The sequence below is a fragment of the Acidovorax sp. genome (assembly GCF_046291265.1).
Lineage (GTDB): Bacteria > Pseudomonadota > Gammaproteobacteria > Burkholderiales > Burkholderiaceae_C > Acidovorax.
The window spans coordinates 1-20,225 of sequence record NZ_JBKBTV010000039.1 but is presented as its reverse complement, the minus strand read 5'-3'; the positions used below and the strand labels follow the sequence as shown (position 1 = coordinate 20,225).

The window sequence follows — 20,225 nt, the reverse complement described above, 5'->3', positions numbered from 1 at the left end:
GAATGCGGTTTGGACGACTGTTTGATCCATAATGGACGCATTCTTAATGCGCATTGGACGAACTCATGAACCTGATTGAACGGCACATCGCCGGCCCGGTCAGAACGGCGTTGAAAGACACGCCCGCAGTCTTGGTCAACGGCCCTCGCCAAAGCGGCAAAACCACGCTGGTTCGCCAACTGGCCGGGCAGATGAGCTACTACACACTGGACAACCCCTCTACGTTGTCCGTGGCGGAAAACGACCCGGTGGGTTTTGTCGAAACGTTGGACCGGGCTGTCATCGATGAAATCCAGCGTGCTCCGAAGCTCATGCTGGCGCTCAAGATGTCCATCGACCAGGATCGCCGCCCCGGTCGCTTCCTGCTCACAGGCTCCGCCAACATCCTGGCCCTGCCACAGATTGCCGACAGCCTGGCTGGGCGCATGGAAACCCACGCCCTGCTGCCGCTGTCGCAGGCAGAACTGCAAAACCGCCCCAACGATTTTTTGCACCGCGCCCAGGCGCAGGACTGGCCCCCCCTGCACACCCGCAGCAACCTGCAGGAAGTGGCCTTGGCGGGCGGCTACCCGGAGATGCGCGAGCGTGCCACCCTGGCGCGGCGCCAGGCCTGGGCCAGGGCCTATATCGCCCACCTGGTGGAGCGCGACGTACAAGACGTTGCCCACATCGACCAGCTCACCCAAATCCCGACCCTGCTGGCCGTACTGGCCACGCAATGCGCCCAGTTGCTCAACTACACCCAACTGGGGGGGCAACTGGGGCTCAACGCCAAGACCGCCGACAAGTACATCGGCATCCTGGAGAGCCTCTTCCTCGTGGGGCGTTTGCCTGCCTGGAGTCGGCACGAAAACAGCCGCCTCGTTAAAACCCCCAAGCTCCATTTTCTGGACGCAGGTCTGCAAGCCACCCTCACACGCCTCACGCCTGACCTGTTAGCCACGCACCGGGAGCGCTGGGGAGCCACGCTGGAAACTTGGGTGTATGCCGAGCTGCGAAAAGCCCTGGCGCTCAGTGACGACGCCTGGTACCTCTCGCACTACCGCGACAAAGACCAGGTCGAAGTGGATTTCGTGCTCGAAAACCCCATGCGCCAGCTCATCGGTATCGAGGTCAAGGCCGCCGCCACCGTGCAGGCGAAAGATTTCAAGGGCCTGCGCAGGCTCAAGGCTCAGACGGGCGCTGACTTTCTCACTGGCATCGTTCTCTACGATGGCACCCACGCCCTGCCCTTTGGAGAAGGCATGTGGGCCGTGCCTTTGGGCGCCCTGTAAGCATTACGACCTGTCGAACCCCGGACGCAGAGACAGCGTCCCTTCCAAACAATCCACTGAAGGAATGGTGGGAGTCAAAGCCCAAGTCCACAACATCTCGAAACTGAAGGACTACTACTTTCTCGTCCCCGACTACCAGCGTGAATACGTCTGGAAGGCGGACGATCCGCCAGCCGTCACGGGCACTGGCTGGCTCAGGGTGGCGAAGATGGACTGGGCGTAGCGCGCATCGGTCGGTGGGATCAGGCTGCCATGTGCGTCAGCAGTAGGTATGTGGGTTGTTTGCTATATTTTTAATAGCTGCTAGCGCTTATCCATAAAGCGCTAGAGGCATTTTTTATCTAAATTCTCTGCGCCAACACCCAGTGGTTGTCCAGCCGCACGCCTTGCAGGCTGCGCCCATGCGGGTGGCCGACTGGCGCTGCGGCCTGCGCGTTCTGCAGGCTGGCGCCCAAACCGCCCGCCCACAGCGCACCGCCGTGCACGGCCAGCGGGCAGACATCGCGCAGCGGCACCAGCCCCCGCCATTCGCCCTCAGGTGTGTACGTGGCAATGCCGTTGGCGCGGGGGCAGCTGACGGCCCAGCCCGCAGGCGTGGCGGCCATGCTGCCGCCGTAGCCGTGGATGCTTTGCGCAATGCGCTCGGGCGTGGGCACCACCCGCAAGGCCGTGCCGTCGAACAGGGTCAGCACGGGGGCGGCGTCTTTGGTGGCGGTGTCGTCATGCTCTGCCTGAAGGGCGATACCGAGCGTAGTGCTGTCAGGGCTCCAGGCCAGGTGGCGCAGGCTCAGGCGCTGGTCTTGCAGGCGCCATTGGCCCAGCAGGCGGCCGGTGTGGCCATCCAGCCGCACGATGGACGAATCCATGCTTTGCAGGTCACGCTTGACCCGGCCGGTTTCGGGGGCGGTGGGCACACCCCCGTTGGCAACGATGAGGGTGGGGGCGCCGTTGTGGGTGGTGCGCGTGTCCCAGGTCAGCTCGTGGGCGTCGATGCCGTGGGTGGGCCATTCGGCGGTTTTTTGCAGGGTGCGGGCGTCGCGCACGCCGATCCAGCTGGCACCGGTTTCCACATCGGTTTCGGTGGTGACCAGGTGGGTGCCGTCGGGGCTGGCGAGGACGTGGCCGTTGAAGCTGCGCTCGCCGTCCTGCCAGAGCCATTGCGGCTCGGTGCGTTGGCCGGGCCACCAGCGCACCAGCCAGTCGCCGGGGCGGCGGGCGGTGGCCAGCACCGAGCCATCGGGCAGGACAAAAAGGCCGTGGGCGCGGGTGGGGACTTCCAGCGATGCGTGGATCTGCAACGGCTGCCCGGCGCCCGGTTGGGTGGACAGCAGACCGATGTGGAAGCTGCCTTCGCGCTCCCACGCGGCAGCCAGGTGGATGGGAAGGCCTTTGGTACTGGCCCATGCCGTGTTGGGCGCTATGGCCCAGGCGCCAAGGCTTGCCAGAGTGAGCAGCGTGTGGCGGCGATGGAACTGCGGGAAGCGGGGGGCGCGGCCCAAGGCGGGGGCCACCGCAGAACCGGCTTGGCCGGGCTGCGGGTGGCGTCCCCCTGGGGGTATGGCGCGCAGCGCCTCAGGGGGCGCTTCCAAGCTAGTCACCATCGGCGTCCGAGAATCCAATGCTCACCTGCAGCGCAGGCGCCACTTCGGATTCGGCCAGGAACTTGAGTGCGGCCAGGTCCTTGGCGGTCTGCTGGATGGCCGCCTTGTTCTGCACACCCGCTTTTTGCACCTGCGCCATCGACGCGTCCACCTTGCCGGTGGCCTGGTGCAGTTTGTCGGCCAGTGGGTTCAGGCCTTTGCCGCGCAGGTACATCTCCAGCGGCACCAGCGCCTCGCCGGGCGTGGGTGTGGCTGCGTCTGCTGGCAAGGCCGTCACGCTGCGCAGGCCCGCCCAGGTGGCGGCCCAGGCGGCCAGGGTGTCGCCGCTGGCGGCGCGGGGGTACTCTGGTGCGCGCGTGCCCTGTGCTGCACGCAGGGGCTTGTCCATCTGCGCCCAGCGCAGGCGTTCAATGCCGCCCACCCACTGGTTCACAAACTCGCTGATGGCCTGGGTGGATTGCTCCTGTTCGTCCTCAGCGCCCCAATCGGTGCCTGCGGCGGTGGTGAAGGCGGCTTGCAGTGCAGCGGATTCGCGTGCCACGTCTTGCGCCACTTCGTGTGCGTAGCTGCAGGCAGGGCTGTTGGGGGATACGGGGCGCGTCCACAGCAGCCATTCCAGCGCGGGCAGGCCCTTGGCGGGTGTGCCGACGCGCTCGAACGCCTTGGCGCCCTGGGGCTGGGTGACGATGGCTTTTTCGATCAACGCGGGGCGGGTGGGTGTGAAGTCGATGGCGCGCTGGCTGCGGCGGGCGATGACGGGGCCAATCGACACGGCCGCCAGTTGCTCCCACGCGCGTGCTGTCGTTTGCCAGGCGGTACGTGCCTTGGCCAAGGCCGCCTTGCTGTCGCTGGCCGGGGCTTGGCACAGCGCAGCCAGCGCAGGCGCCAGGGCGCGGGCGCTCTGGTCAAAGTCTTTGGCGCGGGGCAGTGCCCAGTGGCCATAGATGCCTTGCAGCGCGTGCACGGTGTCGTAGAACGGCACGGCCTCGCGTTGCCAAGCGGGGGCTGCCGTCGAGGGTTGGGCTTGTGCCGCTACGGGCTGCAATGCAGCCACTACAGACGCCAGCAACAGCGCCGAGGCGCGTGTCGCTGTGCGAATGGTCTTTGGAGCGAGGGTGGTCATAGCGACTCCACAAATTTCACCAGGGCGTCCCGGTCGGCCTTCTTCATTTTCAGCACCTGGTCCTTGGCCTCTTCGGCCTCCCCGCCGTGCCACAGCACCGCCTCCAGCACGCCGCGTGCACGTCCGTCATGCAAAAGGCGCGTGTGGCCGTTCACGTCCTTGATCAGGCCAGTGCCCCACAGTGCGGGCGTCTTCCACTGGCGGCCATTGGCGCCAAAGTCGGGCCGGTTGTCCGCCAGGCGTTCGCCCATGTCGTGCAGCAGCAGGTCGGTGTAGGGCGAGATGCGCTGGCCGTTCAGTGCCTTGCTCGACAGCGCTGGGAACGGGCCTTCCTTGGTCACATAGCTGGGCCGGTGGCAGGTGGCGCACTGGGCTTGTGCAAACAGGGCCTGGCCGCGCAGCACCTGCGTGTCGTTCACGTTGCGGCGGGCGGGGGGCGCCAGCGTGGCTTGGTAGAAGATCACGTCGGCCAATGTCTTGTCGTCGATCTCCACACCCGGTTGGCCTTGCACGCTGGCGCTTTTGCCGCTGGGTGCTGCCAGGCAGTCCTTTTGTGCAGGGGTGCAGGTCTCTTGCGCAAAGTGGCGGGACGTGATGCCCATGTCACCCAGGAAGGCGCCACCCGTCTGGTGCGCAATGGTGGCGACGTTGGCCTTCCAGCCAAAACGGCCCAGCATCATGCCGCCCGAGGGCGCGTCCCACACCTTGTTGGCTTGCCCCTTGATGGGGCCTGGGGCGGCAGCCTGATCGGCCGCGTTGGACAGGATGTCGGCCTCGGCAATGGCTTCGAGCAGGCCCACGCCGATGATTTGCGGCGCAATGCGCGGGCTCGCCATCACGTCGGGGTGCATGGGGCCGTAGCCCAGGTCGGCAAAGCCGTACACCGGCTTTTGCAGTGTGTAGGGTGTGCCGTCGGCAAACTTGCCTTGGATGGTTTCGTAGCGCAGCGTGACGCGGCCTTCGGGCTTCACGCCCTGAATGGCGGCGTTGTTGAACTGGTCGCCGTAGACCGGGTCGGGCTTGGGGCCGCCGTGCGCATCTTTGCCCGGGATGGACAGGCGGATCAGCAGCGCCACCGTGGGGTCTTTGGTCTCGCCCAGCCGGTTGAAGATTTCTGGCGGCTCGCCGCGCCCGTCCTGCACATGGCAGCCGCCGCACGACCGGGCAATGAAGTGCGGGCCCAGCCCGTCGCGCGCCTTGGTGGAGGCAGGCGCCTCGACCCAGTTGCGCTTGAAGAACGAGTTGCCGATGACAAACCGGGTGCGCTCGGCGTCTTCCAGATTGGCGGCGGGGAAGGAGAAGGCGTTGCGGCCGGTGGCGTACACCGTGGTCTCGCCCCCGGTTTTTTCACCCAGCGGGTCGGGCTGGGGGGCTGCCACCAGGGCGCTGATCCCACCCAAGGCCCCCAGGGCAACGACGCCGATGCTGGCTGCCGCCAGGCGCAAGGAGCGCTGGCGGTTTTTGGCTTGCGGGAGTTGCATGTTCAAGGCTGGACCAGCGTCAACTTGGTGATGCCAATGGCGTTGGCGGCAGCGACCAGGTCTTTGCTTTGTTGTGTGAGGCTGTCGATGGTCTTCTGAATGCGCTGGCGGCCTGGGGCGTCCTTGCCGCCGATGATTTCGCGGTCGAAGGGTGCCTGGATGCCTTCTGCGGCGGCCACCGATGCAGCGATCTGCTTGCTGGTTTTGTCGGCCAGCGCAGCGTCCTTGGCGGCCACCAGGTCGCGCAGCGAGGGGCCCATCAGCACGGTGCCGTTGGCCTGCTTGTACTGGCCCAGCCACACGTTCTGGATGCCTTGGGCATTGGTCACCGCGTCGCGGTGTGTGTTGTCCGAAAAGCACGAATGCTCGTCTTCCTGGTCCTGGCTGTTGACCGCCACTTCCAGCCGCTCGCCCGCCAGTTCACCGCGCGAGAGGGAGCCCAGGCCCACCAGCATCTTGCGCACCGATTCCTGTCCGCCTTTGGCGAACCGGGCGCGGTAGTTGTTTTTGGTGTCGGGTGCCCAGGCCTTCACCAGCGTGCCCAGGTCGTCGATGAGCAAGTCGGTGACCACGTTGAGGTATTGGCGGCGGCGGTCGGCATTGGGGGCCTTTCCATCTACAAAATCTTCAAAGTTACGGTTGCCGGGGCCGGTTTCCGACAGGTCCTGGCCCCACAAAAAGAACTCGATGGCGTGCCAGCCGGTGGCAATGTTTTCTTCGCCACCGCGCTCGTTTTGTGCACTCAGGTTCTTCTTGTTGATGGTGAACTTGCGGTTGTTGACTAAGCCTGCATTGGGCTTGCCTTCCACGCTGTCCACAAACGATTCGTCCATGGGCCAGGCGTTGATGCGGCCTTCGGGGCCGTTGTCGTTGTCGATAGGCCCGCCGTAGAAACGGAAGGCTTCTGTCTGGCCGTAAAACTCGCGTGCGGCCAGCCAGGTTTTGCGCGCCTGCGCCAGTGTCTCTACCGAGGGCTGGGCGGTAAACGCCTGGATGGCTGTGCGCATGCTCTGGGCGCTGGTCAGCGTATCGGCGTAGTTGGTGTGCACCAGGTGGGCGTAGTGGGCTGCCACGGCATTGTGGTTGACAGCCGGGGCTTGTGCTGTGGGTGCTGTGGCCGTGCTGCCTGTCTGCGCAGCCACAGGGGCGCTCAAAGTGCCGAGGGACAGTGCGGCAACCAGGATCGAAGTCTTCAGGGCGGGGAATGTCATGCAGTGGTCTCCTGGGATGGGGCATGCAGTGGCACTGAGGCGTGTGCATGAGCGGCCGGTGGCCGGACGGTCATGGCACTGCGATGAAATGCAATGGATGGGGAGGCCGCACTGGCTCTGACGGAGCCCACGCATCGAAACGCGCAGGTGGCATGGCTGGGTGGGCAAAAGTGAATCTCGATTATACAAATGCTAGTGATTCCTATTTGAATGACTCTTCAAAACCCCAGGCATTCGACCTGTCATTCAATCGACATGAAAGCTTCACGTTCACGTCACAGGCGGTTTCTACGCTCCAGTGGTTTTGCAACCCACAACCCAAGGAACCCCGATGAACCACCGCGTGGATGCGCCCGAGCAGGCGATTGACTTCAACAACGAAAACTCCAACACCTCTGCCAACCCCACGTTCGACTCCGTGCTGGGCGCACGCCTGTCGCGCCGTGGCCTGCTGCGGGGTAGCGTGGGTTCGGTGGGCACGGCGGTGCTGGCCGGTTTTGGTGTGACTGCTTGTGGTGGCAGTGATGACCCAGCGGTCGTGGAGCCACCCGCAGCGCCCAAGCTGCTGGGCTTTGGCGCCGTGCCCAAGAGCCTTGCCGACGTAGTGGCTGTGCCTGCGGGCTACACCGCCAGCGTGTTGTTTGCGCTGGGTGACCCCATCGCCTCTGGCGTGGCTGCGTACAAGAACGACGGCACCGATGGCGACTTTGACAAGCGCGCGGGTGACCACCACGACGGCATGGAGTGGTTTGGCCTGGGCGCCGACGGCAAGCGCAACGACAACGCCACCGAGCGCGGTCTGCTGGCCATCAACCACGAAGCCACCACGGACGAAAAACTGTCGTCCTTCTTCCTGCACGCCAATGGCGGCACCTCGACGCTGCCACGCCCCGCCGCTGAAGTGGACAAGGAAACCGACATCCACGGTATCGCCGTGATCGAAGTGGCCAAGAGCGGTGGCAAGTGGTCGTATGTGCAGAACTCTGCGCAGAACTTCCGCCTGACTGCGCTGAGCGCCATCGAAATTGCTGGCCCCGCCCGCGGCAATGCACAGCTCATCACCAAATATTCGCCCACCGGCACCATGACCCGCGGCACGCTGAACAACTGTGGCACGGGCAAGACGCCTTGGGGCACCTTCCTGACCGGCGAAGAAAACTGGTTTGGCTACTTCACCCGCGGCGCAGCCGACGATGCCGCCCGTGGCAACGACAAGAGCGTGACATCGCTCAAGCGTTATGGCCGCAACCAAGGTGCTGCATCGCGCCACGGCTGGGAAACCGGTGGTGCCGACGACAAATACCAGCGCTGGAACAACAGCAAGACGGGCGCGTCGGCCAACGGTAGCGACGACTACCGCAATGAAATGAACGGCATGGGTTTCATCGTCGAGATCGACGCCTATGACAAGACCCGCGTGGCCAAGAAGCGCACGGGCCTGGGCCGCTTTGCCCACGAAAGCGCCGCGTTCGGCAAGGTCGAAGCAGGCAAGCCACTGTCCATCTACATGGGCGACGATTCGCGCGGCGAATACATCTACAAGTTTGTGTCCACCGCCACGTGGAACGCGGCCGACGCCAATGCCAACGACCGCATGGCCATCGGCGACAAGTACATGGACAGCGGCAAGCTCTACGCTGCCAAGTTCAACGCAGACGGCACGGGCACCTGGGTGGAACTGTCGCTGTCCAACACGGCCATTTCGGGCTACACCGCCTACAGCTTTGCGGACGCTGCCGACATCGCCATCAACACCCGCATTGCGGCAGACGCTGTGGGCGCCACCAAGATGGACCGCCCCGAGTGGAACGCGGTGAACCCTGCCAACGGCGAGATCTACTTCACGCTGACCAACAACAGCAACCGCAGCGTGAACCCCGCCAGCGGCCAGTACCTGCCCGACGCAGCCAACCCACGCGCCTACACCGACATGAAGGGCACCTCTGCCCAACCCGGTAACCCCAATGGTCACCTGGTGCGCATGAAAGAAGGCTCGTCCACCACCAGCTTCAGCTGGGACGTGTACCTGTTCGGTGCTGAAGCCGGTGCCGACAAGGCGTTGGTCAACATCTCGTCACTGACTGCAGACCAGGACTTCTCCAGCCCCGACGGCCTGGTGTTCAGCAAGGCCACGGGCATCTGCTGGATCCAGACGGACGATGGCGCCTACACCGATGTCACCAACTGCATGATGCTGGCCGCTGTGCCCGGCAGCGTGGGCGACGGCGCCAAGAAGACGCTGAGCTACACCAAGGCCGACGGCAGCAAGATGGACATCGTCACCCCAGTGGGAAAGGCCGCCACGGACAGCACCCTCAAGCGCTTTCTGGTCGGGCCCAAGGGCAGCGAAATCACCGGTCTGGCCGAAACGCCCGACGGCAAGGCGATCTTCGTCAACATCCAGCACCCTGGCGAAGGCACCGGCATGGCCAACGTGGGCGATGCCACCAAGTTCCAGAGCCAATGGCCATCGAATGCTGGCTACGGTGCGGGCAAACGCCCCCGCTCGGCCACCATCGTGATCACCAAGAACGACGGCGGCGTGATCGGAAGTTAAGGTGTTTTAGGGCTCTAGCGCTTATCCAGTAAGCGCTGGTAGCTATGATTTTTAATCGATTGATCTCATAGATCTGGTTGATCTATGGAGTCGGATGGATCGACGAAACAAAGGCCGCCCGAGGGGCGGCCTTTGCTTTGGGGCAAGGCCCGTGCGTCGGTCAGTATCCGCTTCGCCCGGTGCCGTCTTTGCTTCCCTTGACCCCCGTGATCTGCCACGCAGTGCGCTGGTTGATCAGACCCGCCAGAAACTCCAGCTCATCGTCGGTGTGGTTGATGGCCCCTGCGGGGCGCAGCAATTTCCCATCGCGCGGCTCGGCTTCGGCCCAGAAGGATTGGTGATAGGACGATTGGCTGAGCACGCTCTCGCCGCCAGCATCCACCGCCACCGTGCCGTAGCAATTGCACAGGTAGCCGCGAAAGGCCTGCTCAGGGAAGACCTCGACATAGACGCCTGTACCGCGAATGCCTGCCGTGGCAGTGGGCAGCACCACCTGCCGCTCGGGGCCTCGCCCCCAAACGCTGGCCACCGCGCCCGTGAGCAGGCGCAGTGCCTTCACGGCCGTGGGGGTGTCGCCATCAATGGAAAGGCGCGAGTTCTGCCGCACCATGAAAGCGCTGTTGCCCACGGCAAACACTGCTGTGGAGTCAGGCCCGGTCTGGATGCTGTCACCGGCTTCAACGCGCTGATCAGGCGTCAGCTTCTGGCCGTTGCGAAGCACGTCGCCCCGCAGCTCCACGATGTTGCTGCGCCCCTGGGCGTGTGCAGATATAAAGCCGCCGGCTGCTACCCAGAGGCCCGCAGCCTGAATAAGACCGCGCCGCTGGAACCAGGCCAATTCATCTTCACTGCGCCCCAGGAGCTGAGTTGTCTGGTGGTTCGTCGGATGCAGTGCTGGAGGTTGTTGCATGGGGCGCCTCTGTTGCTGGGGTGGTTGGGGGCTCGAAACAATCACGGAAGGTGAAGACCACCGAGGTGAAGAACATGGCGGCCATCATCATCGCTGTGCCCACCATGATGCCCCCTGCAGCCGAACCCGCAAGGCCCGCCACCGCAAGCAGGGTCGAAACCAGGGCCACCACCAGCCCGCCGATGAGAAACACGCCCAGCCAGCCCAGGCCATACACGGTAAATGCGCCAAAGTTGCGCACGCAGGCCACGATGCTGAAGAACAGCGCTTTGACTGGCGGCACGCCATGCCAATGCACCAGCCCCGGGGCATGCCAGAACAGCAGCGACAGCGGCAAATACAGAATCATCGACAGCCACATGGCGCTTTGAAACGCGGGGTTTTCGGCCACTTCTTTGGTCAGCGGTGCGCCGCCCAGGTACACCTGTGCAAACTGACCGCCGTCCAGCAGGGCCGACAGGCCCATCACGCCCAAAAATCCCACCGCATACAGCGCACCCAGCACCAGCATGTCGCGCAGCCGCTGGCGACCGGTGCGAAACGCCACCAGCAGCAGCGCGGGCGTTGGAAACTGCCCCTGCGAGGCCTGCGCCGCCGCCACCATCATGGCCAGCGTGGCCGAAGGCAGCAGCGCAAGCGCAATGGCCGGGCCCACCAGTGGAACCATGGTGGCCAGCGACATGGCGGCCATGGTCATGAAGAACAGCGCCGCCAGGGCCATGGGCTGCCGCCAGAACGCCCGGATACCTAGCTTGACCCAGGCCATGCCGGTGCGTGCGGGGACGATTTGGAGTTTCATGAATGCGTTGGAGAGATAAGGGAGCCCGCGCCCGGGGTGGGGTGCGGCAAGGGCCTACCTGCGCCGGGTGTCAGCGCAATGGCGTCGAATTTACCCCAGTGCAGGATTTCGCAGGTGGGGCCATGGGTAAGTGGTGGCGGATGTGGGCCGTCGTCGGCCGTCTTTCGCCCGCTGCACGGCCTTGTGGCTATCGTGCGTGCCGAGGCGGGTTTACGCGTGAACCGGGTTGGCAATGCGTCCGCGCAGCACCCGCTCGAAATGGGTGGGGTCGTGCGGGGTGAGCATGGACGCCTCGCGCGGCAAATAAAAGTCCCACAGGCGCGAGATCCAGAACCGCAGGGCCCCTGCGCGCAGCATGGCGGGCAGCAGTTCACGCTCGGCCGCGTTGAGCGGGCGCACGGCCTGGTACGCGTCGAGCATGCGGGTGGCGCGTTCGGCGTCGTGCGCACCTTGCGCCAAGTCAATGCACCAGTCGTTCAGGCACACGGCCAAGTCAAACAGCCAGGTGTCGACGCCTGCGAAGTAAAAGTCGAAGAAACCGGTGAGTTCTTCGCCGTCAAACATCACATTGTCGCGGAACAGGTCGGCATGCACGGGGCCGCGGGGCAGGGCGGTGTAGGCCGATCCGGCCGCCACATGGTTCTGGTAAGCCAGCTCGGACCGCAGCAGCGCGGCCTGGCCTTCGTCAATGTGGGGCAGCACCACGGGCACGGTCTGGTTCCACCAGGGCAGGCCACGCAGGTTGGGCTGGTGCCGGTCAAAACCACGCCCGGCCAGGTGCATGCGCGCCAGCATGGTGCCCACGGCGGCGCAGTGCACGCCTTGTGGGGCCAGTTGGCTTTTGCCCCGCAGCTTGCTCACCACTGCGGCGGGTTTGCCGCAGACCGCATGCAGGATGTCGCCGTTTTTGTCGGCACGCGGGTCAGGCACGGGCACGCCGCCGTGCGCCAGATGCTTCATCAGATACAGGTAAAACGGCAACTGCTCGGCCGTCAGGCGCTCGAACAGCGTCAGCACAAACTCGCCCTGGTCGCTGGTCAGAAAGTAGTTGGTGTTCTCAATGCCGCCTTCGATGCCGCGCAGCTCCACCAGCTCACCGAGTTGCAAACGGCGCAGCAGTTCGCGCGCCTCTGTGTTGGAGACTTCGGTAAAAACGGCCATCGCTCAGAAGGGTCGAAAGTGGGTGGGGTGGGAAAAGACTGCAACAACGGGGCGTGCAGGGGCTGCGGTGCAGCGGACAGGCGGGAGGACGGGGCGACCGGCCTGGGCGCGTCAGAACTTCAGCACGTTCCAGACGCGGGGGGCGGTATTGGTTTCAGCGCCGTTCTGGCTGCCAGCGCGGCTGCGCGCACCATCGGGCGACTGCACTTCGTAGCTGGGCATGTTGCCCGCCTTGGGTTGCACCGAAATCGTCTGCGTCTGGCCGCCTACGCGCAATTCGTCGACCCGGCTGCCCGCGTCTTCGATCTGGATGCGCTCCGTGCGCTGGTTGCCACGGCCCGACAGTTGCTCAGGATTTTGTAGCGCTTCGCCCATGCCAGGATTGCCTGGAACAGAATTGGGAGTGGAATTCTGGGCAAAGACCGGGGTGGTGGACAAAGCCAGCAGGAGCAAGAGGTGTGGGGCGCGCATGGGCGAATTGTAGGGCTGCACACCCAGCCGACACACTTGGCACTGGGAGTCCTGCGCCTTGGCGGTCCGCGGCGGTCTGGGCCGGGGCGCCATACTGAACGCCCAAGCCGATATCCACTGCGCCTTACTGCTTTTGTGCAGGCGCTGTACCGGCTGTGCTTGCCGCCTCGTCATCCACCGCCTTTTGCACCGTGCGGTAGAACGCCTCGCGGCCTTGAAAAGCCACGGGCTCGCTGGCCCCGCCCGCCCAGTTGGCATTCGACACGATCACCAGTTTGCGCGCGGGGTCGATGAAGATGCCCTGGCCGAAGATGCCGCGCGCGGCGAAGCTGCCGGTGTCATACGTCCACCACTGGTAGCCATAACCCCGTCCGGGCTGACCGATGGGAGTGCGACTGGTGGTGGCATCGGCCATCCAGCCGTCCGGCACGATGCTCTGGCGGTTGACGGTGGCGCCGTTGAGGATGAACTGACCAAACCGCGCAAAGTCGCGGGCGGAGGCCTGCAGGCAGCAGCCGCTGATCTCTTGCCCTGTTTTGTTCAGCAGCCACGTGGCCTGCTGCTCCATGCCAGCGGGTTGCCACACCTTCTCGGCCAGGTAGTCGGCCAAAGGCTTTTTGGTGGCCTGGCTGACCAGGATGCCCACCAGGTTGGTCTCGCCCGTGCTGTAAAGCCAGCGCGTGCCAGCAGGCACGTCGCGTGGCAACTGGCGCATGTAGCTGACCAGCGCGTCCACCCCGGCTTCGGGCTTGTGGTTGTTGAACCGGGCCACATCAGAGTTGGGGTCGCCATAGTTTTCGTTCCAGCGCACGCCCGAGGTCATGGTGAGCAACTGGCGCACGCTCACATCGTCATAGGCTGAGCCCTTCATGTCCGGGATGTAGGTGCTGACTTTGTCGTCCAGGCTTTGGATAAAGCCGTCTTTCACGGCCGCGCCCACCAGGGTGGAGGTGAAAGACTTCGCCACCGAAAAACTTGTCCAGCGCCCATCCTTGTCAAACCCGAGGCCGTAGCGCTCCAGCCGCACCTTGCCGTTGTGCAAGATCAGCAGCGCGGCGCTGCGTTGCTCTGCCATGTAGGTGTCCACGTTGATCGGCAGGGTCAGTGGCGGGCCGGGTGGCAGGGGCGAAGGCGCCGTGCTGGCCGGTATCACGTGCCACTTGGCCAGCAGCGAGATGCGGTCAAGCGCCCTGAAGGCGGCATCGCGCTGTGGCACCGACCAAAACAGCAGGTCGCGGTTGGTGGGCACGGTCTTGAGCAAGGCCCGTGTTTCCTTGTCCAGGCTGAGCCAGCCCGCGGTGCCGGCCACGGCGAGGACCAGCAAGGCCCCGAGGGCGATGTTCCTGAATTTCAACGCATGTCTCCTTGGTGTTTGGTTTTTGTTCTGCGATGGGACAGAACCACGCCTGCCCGCACCCCAGTGTATTTGCCAGGGCTGCAGCCCAAGGTGATGCCGGGCCGCTGGCATCGTGTGCACAATTGTCGGATGAGCAATAAAAAGACCTTGGTGCTGGTGGACGGCTCCAGCTACCTCTACCGCGCCTACCACGCCATGCCCGACCTGCGGGCCGTGCCGGGTGACATGACCAGCGCCGCCACAGGCGCCATCCGCGGCATGATCAACATGATGCAGGCGCTGCGCAAAGAGGTGGCTGCCGACTATGCCGTCTGCGTGTTCGACGCCTCGGGCCCCACCTTCCGCGATGCCCTTTACACCGAATACAAGGCCACGCGCTCGCCCATGCCCGACGACCTGCGCAGCCAGATCGAGCCCATTCACGAGGTGGTGGACCTGCTGGGCTGGAAGGTAGTGGCCGTGCCTGGCGTAGAGGCCGACGACGTGATCGCCACCTTGGCTAACCTGGCGGCCGCACAGGGCATTCAGGTCATTGTGTCGAGTGGCGACAAAGATTTGAGCCAGCTGGTCAACGAACACATCACCATCATCGACACCATGAGCGGCAAGCGCCGCGACGTGGCGGGCGTGACGGCGGAGTTTGGCGTGCCGCCTGCGCTGATGGTGGACTACCAGGCGCTGGTGGGCGACACCGTGGACAACGTGCCCGGCGTTGCCAAGGTAGGGCCCAAGACGGCCGCCAAGTGGCTGGAAGAATTTGGCTCGCTCGACAACCTGATTGCCAATGCCGATGCCATCAAGGGCGTGGCGGGCAACAATCTGCGTGAGGCGATTGCCAGCGGTCAGCTGGCTTTGAGCCGCCAGCTGGTCACCATGAAGACCGATTGCGCGCTGGCCGACTACATCCCCGGCCTGCCCGCGTTTGACGAAATCACGCTGGACGCGGCGGACAGCGTCGGCCTGCTGCCTTTTTACGAAAAATACGGCTTCAAGGGCCTGGCCAGCGCCATCAAGGGTGCCGCGGCCCCCGCCGCTACAGCCCCCCCGGTCGCCATGCCCGGCCAAAGCGGCGATTTGTTTGCCGACCATTCCGCCAGCACCGTGGCCGAAGAGGCCCAGCAGCGCTCCGTGGTGTACGACACCATCTTGAACTGGGCCGACTTTGACCAGTGGCTGGAGCGCCTGCACAAGGCATCGCTGACCGCCATCGACACCGAAACAGACTCGCTCAACGAAATGCGCGCGCAGATCGTGGGCATCTCGTTCAGCGTGCAAGCAGGCGAAGCCGCCTACATCCCCCTGCGCCACGAAGGCCCCGACGCGCCCGCGCAACTGCCGCTCGACGAAGTGCTCGCCCGCCTCAAGCCCTGGCTCGAAGACGCCAAGCACCCCAAGCTGGGCCAGCACATCAAATACGACCGCCATGTGTTCGCCAACCATGGCATCGAGGTTCAGGGCTACGCGCACGACACCATGCTGCAAAGCTACGTGCTTGAAGTGCACAAGCCCCACAACCTGACCAGCCTGGCCGAGCGCCACACCGGCCGCAAAGGCATCACCTACGAAGACCTGTGCGGCAAGGGCGCGCACCAGATCCCGTTTGCGCAAGTGCCAGTCGACAAGGCCGCGGCCTATTCGTGCGAAGACTCTGACCAGACCCTGGACGTGCACAATGCGCTGTGGCCGCTGCTGCAGGCGGACGACAAACTGCGCTTCATCTACGACCTGGAAATGACCAGCAGCGAAGCGCTGTACCGCATCGAACGCAACGGCGTGCTCATCGACGCGCCCACGCTGGCCAACCAGAGCCACGAGCTGGGCCAGCGCATCTTGCAGCTAGAAACCGAGGCGTACGAGATTGCAGGCCAGCCCTTCAACCTGAGCAGCCCCAAGCAGCTGGGCGAAATTTTCTTCGACAAGCTCGGCATGCCCGTGGTCAAGAAGACCGCTACCGGCGCGCGCAGCACCGACGAAGAAGTGCTCGAAAAGCTGGCCGAGGACTACCCCCTGCCCGCCAAGCTGCTGGAGCACCGGGGCCTGGTCAAGCTCAAGGGCACCTACACCGACAAGCTGGCCCAGCTGGCGCTGCCGCGCACTGGCCGCGTGCACACCCACTACGCGCAGGCCGTGGCCGTCACTGGGCGCCTGTCCAGCAACGACCCCAACCTGCAGAACATCCCCATCCGCACCCCCGAAGGCCGCCGCGTCCGCGAGGCCTTTGTGGCCCCTGCAGGCCGCGTCATCGCCAGTGCCGACTACTCCCAAATCGAGCTGCGCATCATGGCCCACCTGAGCGGCGACCACTCGCTGCTGCACGCCTTCCACGCCGGTCTGGACGTGCACCGCGCCACCGCCGCCGAAGTGTTTGGCGTAGAGGTAGATCAGGTCTCCAGCGAACAACGCCGCTACGCCAAGGTCATCAACTTTGGCCTCATCTACGGCATGAGCAGCTTTGGCCTAGCCAAGAATTTAGGCATCGAGACCAAGGCCGCCGCCGCCTACATCGACAAATACTTCCAGCGCTACCCGGGCGTGAAGCAGTACATGGACGAAACCAAGGCCCTGGCCAAGTCGATGGGATACGTCGAAACCGTGTTCGGCCGCCGCCTCTACCTGCCCGAAATCAACTCCCCCAACGGCCCCCGCCGCGCTGGCGCCGAACGTGCCGCCATCAACGCGCCCATGCAGGGCACGGCGGCCGACCTGATCAAACTGGCGATGGTGGCGGTGCAAAAGGAACTGGACGCGCACAAGCCGGACATCCAGATGATCATGCAGGTGCACGATGAACTGGTGTTCGAGCTGCCGGAGGGTGAGGTGGAGTGGGTGCGGTCACATATCCCTCGCCTGATGGCGGAGGTGGCTGCGCTCAAGGTGCCGTTGTTGGCGGAGGTGGGGGTGGGGGCGAATTGGGATAAGGCGCATTGAGGCGAGGAGACACGCATGAGGGGGCGAAATTTTTAGTGTTTTTGGCCTCTTGCGCTTATCTGGAAAGCGCTGATAGCTATCAAATTTAAGTGGTTTGGGGCATCGCTCAGTCTATGGCGGAGTGTTGCCTCCCAAAAAGGTTAGGGAAACAAGATGAGCAAAGGTGGCAAATCAAAGAAACGCCGTTCAGACGCGGCAAGAGGCCCTTTCTTTGCGAGTCACCCGTTGAATGGCGTGCAACTCGACATCCGACGCGAGTTTGTTCTAGAGATTGCGCGCCAAGAGAAGACAAAATTTGATGAACTCTTGCCCAAGCTGATTGATTTGGTATCCCGTGTTGATGCGCTGCACGCCGTGGGACTGATGTCTTGCTACGGCCTGATGGCTGTCCCAAACGAGAAAGAGTCGAAGCTCACCCGAGCGCGCTTGGAGGTACAGCAGGGGCACATAGAGTTCCTTCAAGCGCTTGGGCTTAGAAACCACCTACATAAGGGTATGCAGTTTCCAGAGCCCGATTCGATTCAGAAAATATTTGACTGGTTGCCCCCACTGTTCTCCGCGTATCAGCAGATGCATGCGGGCACGAACCCAGCTCCAAGCGAAGTTTCTGCTGGTGTCCCTGACGCGAACCTGGCTCAAGTGCAGGCTTTCTTGAGGGCGCATACCTCTGTGGTTCGCAATTGGGGCTACTTCGGTAGCGTGACGCGGATATCGAGAGATTTGTTTTCCCGGATCGACGCCGATTACGAGCGCGTGGCGGGTATGAAGCTCACAAAGGTGGTGGACGTGTTTGAGTGGCTGATCCGGCGGCATGAAGACAAAGCGAATGCGCATGGAAAAAAATTCCATAACGTTTTCCAGGAAAAGACGATGCAGCAGATCGTCGACGCGTTCTTCGCTGCTTTTAAGTTCACCGGAGATGTCGACGTCTATCGTCACGGACTATCTCAACCAGGTATGACAAAGCGGCATGCCATGGCAGCCCTGATGCCTTTGGCAGATCGCCATTTCGGTGCTGAGTGCATCGTCACCGACGAAGAAATCGCGAAAGAAAATGGCCTGGAGCTTGAAGCCGTTTCGATCCTCACCAACCGATTAAGTCTTGCCCCCGGCGATTTGAGCGATGCAGAGCCTGAGAGCTTCTTCCTAAACAATCCCGTGTGGCTTCGGCCGCTGGTCTACATGGGAAAAGGCTCCTATTTCTGCGCGCTACCGCAGACCCTGATGAGTTTCATTTTTCCTATCGCCGACGAACTTCTAAAGCCATTCGAGCGGCTACCGGAAAAGATGAGTGGCGCACGGGCAACTTACTTAGAGGATGAGGTAGTACGTTTATTTGCTAGCGCTTTTCCCGAAGCAAGCTTTCGTCGCGGGTTCAAGTGGCGTGAAGGGACGCAGGAGTTTGAGAGTGACCTCGTCATTCGTTTTGATACCACTATCTTGCTCATAGAGGCCAAATCAGGAAAAGTGTCATGGCCCGCCCTTCGAGGTGCACCCGCAAGGCTGATTGAGCATGTGAAGAAGCTGATCGTGGAGCCTTCTGATCAATCAGGTCGATTGGCCATGCGCATCGAGGAGGATATCTCCCGTCTCGGTAACGGAGAAACTCCACTTCTAAACTTCCCGCTCTCACTGCAAGGTGCGACCTGTGTTGTTCGCATATCAGTCACTTTGAATGATTTCGCAACAATTCAAAGCGTTCCTGGAATGCTTTCAGAAGCCGGGATTCTAAAAACTTCCTATCCGCTGGCCCCCTGTTTTTCACTCGCAGATTTGGACGTGATGCTGGATATGCTGGGGTCGACATACCTTCGACTCCACTATCTTCGAAGGCGCGCTGAACTCGCCCTCTCGCTCAACACCATAGGCGACGAACTGGACACTTTAGGTCTGTACCTCGACACGTCGCTCAACCTGGGAGCGTTGGCGCCGAAGAAGAGCAGCATCATCACGGCAGGTTACTCGCAGAAGATTGATCGTTACTACACAGCAAGAGATGAAGGATTGCATGCGAGAAAGCCAAAACCGGCTGCGTCGGATTGGTTCATACGCCTCTGCCAACAGGCTCTGGAGCGCAACAGGCCCGGTTGGAGTGAAATTGCATGCACTTTGCTTTCCATCGCTCCGGTGGATCAACGTGATCTTGAAAAACGCGTTCGAGCGCTGGCAGTGAGAATCCGAAATGGAAAGAAGTTGAAGGAAGGGCAAGACACAATTGTTCTTATCCCACCGCCATGGCTCCATCAAGCAGTTGCGGTACAGGTCAAGTGCAATGACAGCGCAGGCCCATACGGAATCAATGCAGAAAATATCGCTCAGCAAGCCTTCGAAAAGAAGCATGTCACGCGCTGCATGGTTCTTGTTGTGGACGCGCTGCACTCTTATCTTCCCTACCTTAGCGTGAGCAATTGCTCGGCAACGCAAGGGGAGGCGCCGAACGCTGTCTTTCTACCGATCAACAAAGAGGCAGGCGAAAGACGCGTCGTGAACGAGACTGGGATTTGAGAAGGCATAACCGTTTCGGTAGAGCCCCCCCGCGCCTCGTCCCCGTCCAGCGTACCCATAGCCCGCATCGCTAAACTCATCCGACAACTGCTTGCACCCCCGCCAGCTTCCCTCTCTTCGCAGGGAGCCCGGATGTCCAACCCCACTCCCTACACCCCACCCGTCATCTGGCAACAGAACAAGGAAAACGGCGGTCAGGTCGCCAACATCAACCGCCCCATTGCCGGTGCGACGCACGACAAGGAATTGCAGGCGGGCGAAGTGGGCGCGGGGCTGAACGGGGTTCCAGCACACTGATTTATAGTGTTTTTGGCCTCTAGCGCTTATCCATAAAGCGCTACCAGCTATCTTTTTGATAGTTCGATATTCAATCCCCCATAAAAAATGGCTCCCGACGAGAGCCATTTTTTCTGTGTGTGCATTTCAGCAGCGTTGTGGAAACACTCCCCATGGCAGCAGCCCCTCGCCAACGCGAGAGACCACCACCATGGGAAGGCCCGCAAACTGCGTCTACTACAGGGTCACCTGATTACATCGCGCTGAATTCGCCGTGAGGGATCTGGCCCGTGCGCAGCGCTTCAGCAGCCTGTGCACGCACAGCAGCGCGGTCCGCGGTGGACGAGTAAGTCACCACACGCGAACCTGCTGGCTCGATGGAGCGGGTCTGTGCCACGGTAGCGGCTTCAGCAGCCACTTCAGCGCGGGTGCGGTTGGTCTCGAACTTCAGTGCGAATTGCGAGCCATCGGCTTCGTCAGCGTGCGCACCAAAGGCGGTGAAAGCAGCCACAGCGGCGAGGGAGAGGAAACGTGCAGTCTTGTTCATGGTGAAACTCCTGAAAAATCAAAA

16 protein-coding genes are annotated in these 20,225 nt (G+C 62.8%); 6 read left to right on the top strand and 10 right to left on the bottom strand.

Annotated features, from left to right (window positions below; all coding sequences use genetic code 11):
• The first annotated feature begins 65 nt into the window (after positions 1 to 65).
• Positions 66 to 1,274: an ATP-binding protein gene (locus ACK41V_RS15080; RefSeq protein WP_409783417.1), complete on the top strand. Its 1,209-nt coding sequence runs from the start codon at positions 66 to 68 to the stop codon at positions 1,272 to 1,274.
• A gap of 64 nt (positions 1,275 to 1,338) precedes the next feature.
• Entirely contained in the window at positions 1,339 to 1,497 is a 159-nt protein-coding gene (locus tag ACK41V_RS15075; protein WP_409783416.1) for a hypothetical protein, read from the top strand.
• A 118-nt stretch (positions 1,498 to 1,615) separates the two neighbouring features.
• Here ACK41V_RS15075 and ACK41V_RS15070 read toward each other — a convergent pair whose 3' ends face one another.
• The 4 genes from ACK41V_RS15070 to ACK41V_RS15055 form a co-directional block, all read right to left on the bottom strand.
• On the bottom strand, positions 1,616 to 2,773 hold the full coding sequence (locus ACK41V_RS15070) for a DUF1513 domain-containing protein (protein ID WP_409783445.1): 1,158 nt from the start codon (positions 2,771 to 2,773) through the stop codon (positions 1,616 to 1,618).
• Between the two features lie 91 nt (positions 2,774 to 2,864).
• A complete protein-coding gene (locus tag ACK41V_RS15065) occupies positions 2,865 to 3,998 on the bottom strand; it encodes an imelysin family protein (protein ID WP_409783415.1) in 1,134 nt (377 codons plus the stop codon).
• Positions 3,995 to 5,479, bottom strand: a complete 1,485-nt coding sequence (locus ACK41V_RS15060) for a di-heme oxidoredictase family protein (RefSeq protein WP_409783414.1) — start codon at positions 5,477 to 5,479, stop codon at positions 3,995 to 3,997. Before ACK41V_RS15060 ends, ACK41V_RS15065 begins: the two co-directional genes overlap by 4 nt.
• A gap of 2 nt (positions 5,480 to 5,481) precedes the next feature.
• Positions 5,482 to 6,690, bottom strand: a complete 1,209-nt coding sequence (locus ACK41V_RS15055) for an imelysin family protein (protein ID WP_409783413.1) — start codon at positions 6,688 to 6,690, stop codon at positions 5,482 to 5,484.
• 331 nt (positions 6,691 to 7,021) lie between these two features.
• Here ACK41V_RS15055 and ACK41V_RS15050 point away from each other — a divergent pair, with 331 nt between their 5' ends.
• Complete coding sequence (locus ACK41V_RS15050) at positions 7,022 to 9,247, top strand: PhoX family protein (protein ID WP_409783412.1); 2,226 nt, start codon at positions 7,022 to 7,024, stop codon at positions 9,245 to 9,247.
• Between the two features lie 160 nt (positions 9,248 to 9,407).
• Here the strand turns inward: ACK41V_RS15050 and ACK41V_RS15045 are convergent, their stop codons facing one another.
• The 5 genes from ACK41V_RS15045 to ACK41V_RS15025 form a co-directional block, all read right to left on the bottom strand.
• The gene (locus tag ACK41V_RS15045; protein WP_409783411.1) at positions 9,408 to 10,157 is read right to left on the bottom strand and encodes an iron dicitrate transport regulator FecR; all 750 of its coding nucleotides are present in this window, start codon (positions 10,155 to 10,157) and stop codon (positions 9,408 to 9,410) included.
• Complete coding sequence (locus ACK41V_RS15040) at positions 10,093 to 10,956, bottom strand: BPSS1780 family membrane protein (protein ID WP_409783410.1); 864 nt, start codon at positions 10,954 to 10,956, stop codon at positions 10,093 to 10,095. The genes ACK41V_RS15045 and ACK41V_RS15040 overlap by 65 nt, the downstream gene beginning before the upstream one ends.
• 210 nt (positions 10,957 to 11,166) lie before the next feature.
• Positions 11,167 to 12,117 (bottom strand): homoserine kinase, encoded by a 951-nt coding sequence (locus tag ACK41V_RS15035; protein ID WP_409783409.1) that lies wholly within the window; start codon positions 12,115 to 12,117, stop codon positions 11,167 to 11,169.
• 111 nt (positions 12,118 to 12,228) lie between these two features.
• Positions 12,229 to 12,588 carry a hypothetical protein gene (locus tag ACK41V_RS15030; protein WP_409783408.1) on the bottom strand — a complete coding sequence of 120 codons (360 nt, stop codon included), beginning with the start codon at positions 12,586 to 12,588 and terminating at the stop codon, positions 12,229 to 12,231.
• A 124-nt stretch (positions 12,589 to 12,712) separates the two neighbouring features.
• Complete coding sequence (locus ACK41V_RS15025; RefSeq protein WP_409783407.1) at positions 12,713 to 13,942, bottom strand: serine hydrolase domain-containing protein; 1,230 nt, start codon at positions 13,940 to 13,942, stop codon at positions 12,713 to 12,715.
• A 132-nt stretch (positions 13,943 to 14,074) separates the two neighbouring features.
• On the opposite strand from ACK41V_RS15025, the gene polA reads away from it, so the two are divergent.
• From polA to ACK41V_RS15010, 3 genes are all read left to right on the top strand, one after another.
• On the top strand, positions 14,075 to 16,873 hold the full coding sequence (gene polA, locus ACK41V_RS15020; RefSeq protein WP_409783406.1) for a DNA polymerase I: 2,799 nt from the start codon (positions 14,075 to 14,077) through the stop codon (positions 16,871 to 16,873).
• Positions 16,874 to 17,107: 234 nt separating this feature from the next.
• Positions 17,108 to 19,378, top strand: a complete 2,271-nt coding sequence (locus ACK41V_RS15015; RefSeq protein ID WP_409783405.1) for a hypothetical protein — start codon at positions 17,108 to 17,110, stop codon at positions 19,376 to 19,378.
• A 132-nt stretch (positions 19,379 to 19,510) separates the two neighbouring features.
• Positions 19,511 to 19,675, top strand: coding sequence for a hypothetical protein (locus tag ACK41V_RS15010; RefSeq protein ID WP_409783404.1), 165 nt, complete (start codon positions 19,511 to 19,513; stop codon positions 19,673 to 19,675).
• A gap of 232 nt (positions 19,676 to 19,907) precedes the next feature.
• Here ACK41V_RS15010 and ACK41V_RS15005 read toward each other — a convergent pair whose 3' ends face one another.
• Positions 19,908 to 20,201 carry a DUF4148 domain-containing protein gene (locus tag ACK41V_RS15005; RefSeq protein WP_409783403.1) on the bottom strand — a complete coding sequence of 98 codons (294 nt, stop codon included), beginning with the start codon at positions 20,199 to 20,201 and terminating at the stop codon, positions 19,908 to 19,910.
• Positions 20,202 to 20,225 lie beyond the last annotated feature (24 nt).

Bases quoted from the DNA above. Each gene is read 5' to 3' on its own strand.
- ACK41V_RS15080 (WP_409783417.1), top strand. From the start codon at position 66: ATGAACCTGATTGAACGGCACATCGCCGGCCCGGTCAGAACGGCGTTG.
- ACK41V_RS15075 (WP_409783416.1), top strand. From the start codon at position 1,339: ATGGTGGGAGTCAAAGCCCAAGTCCACAACATCTCGAAACTGAAGGAC.
- ACK41V_RS15065 (WP_409783415.1), bottom strand. From the start codon at position 3,998: ATGACCACCCTCGCTCCAAAGACCATTCGCACAGCGACACGCGCCTCG.
- ACK41V_RS15060 (WP_409783414.1), bottom strand. From the start codon at position 5,479: ATGCAACTCCCGCAAGCCAAAAACCGCCAGCGCTCCTTGCGCCTGGCG.
- ACK41V_RS15055 (WP_409783413.1), bottom strand. From the start codon at position 6,690: ATGACATTCCCCGCCCTGAAGACTTCGATCCTGGTTGCCGCACTGTCC.
- ACK41V_RS15050 (WP_409783412.1), top strand. From the start codon at position 7,022: ATGAACCACCGCGTGGATGCGCCCGAGCAGGCGATTGACTTCAACAAC.
- ACK41V_RS15045 (WP_409783411.1), bottom strand. From the start codon at position 10,157: ATGCAACAACCTCCAGCACTGCATCCGACGAACCACCAGACAACTCAG.
- ACK41V_RS15040 (WP_409783410.1), bottom strand. From the start codon at position 10,956: ATGAAACTCCAAATCGTCCCCGCACGCACCGGCATGGCCTGGGTCAAG.
- ACK41V_RS15035 (WP_409783409.1), bottom strand. From the start codon at position 12,117: ATGGCCGTTTTTACCGAAGTCTCCAACACAGAGGCGCGCGAACTGCTG.
- ACK41V_RS15030 (WP_409783408.1), bottom strand. From the start codon at position 12,588: ATGCGCGCCCCACACCTCTTGCTCCTGCTGGCTTTGTCCACCACCCCG.
- polA (WP_409783406.1), top strand. From the start codon at position 14,075: ATGAGCAATAAAAAGACCTTGGTGCTGGTGGACGGCTCCAGCTACCTC.
- ACK41V_RS15010 (WP_409783404.1), top strand. From the start codon at position 19,511: ATGTCCAACCCCACTCCCTACACCCCACCCGTCATCTGGCAACAGAAC.
- ACK41V_RS15005 (WP_409783403.1), bottom strand. From the start codon at position 20,201: ATGAACAAGACTGCACGTTTCCTCTCCCTCGCCGCTGTGGCTGCTTTC.